This window comes from Parasedimentitalea denitrificans (assembly GCF_011813015.1).
Classification (GTDB): Bacteria; Pseudomonadota; Alphaproteobacteria; order Rhodobacterales; family Rhodobacteraceae; genus Parasedimentitalea; species Parasedimentitalea denitrificans.
The window spans coordinates 1-473 of record NZ_QHLQ01000032.1 but is presented as its reverse complement, the minus strand read 5'-3'; the positions used below and the strand labels follow the sequence as shown (position 1 = coordinate 473).

Genomic DNA, 473 nt, shown 5'->3' with positions numbered 1-473 from the left:
CCGCTTGCTCAAAAAAAGCATGTTCGACGGTGGGGACGACCACGAATGAGGTATCCTGCATCTGAGAAGCTTGAGATCATTCGGTTGGTCGAAGGATGTCCGTCGTCATATAAAATGGGGCATCAGAGCGGATTGAGCTTTGGAGGCTCTGGTTCGTTAGTGTGATTGATTATGCGGCTTGTTTTTGGTGTTGCAAGCGGCGGTTTTGGATTGTCAGTTTCTTGATCTTTGCCCTTTCTCTGATGATGGCTTTGTCGCGCCCAAAATAGACGTCTGCCGGTGTGACGTTGTTCAGGCTCTCGTGGTAGCGTTCGTTGTTGTAGTAATCGACGAACGCCCCGATCTGGCGCTCGAGATCACCGGGCAGATAGTAGTTCTCCAGTAGAACCCGGTTCTTCATCGTTTGATGCCAGCGCTCAATTTTGCCCTGAGTTTGTGGATGGAACGGTGCGCCGCGAACGTGATCCATTTTC

General features: G+C 51.0%; 1 protein-coding gene. It reads right to left on the bottom strand.

Going from position 1 to position 473, the window contains the following annotated elements:
- Positions 1 to 169: 169 nt before the first annotated feature.
- On the bottom strand, positions 170 to 473 hold a 304-nt coding region (locus tag DL239_RS19735), incomplete at its 5' end, for an integrase core domain-containing protein (protein WP_167685819.1).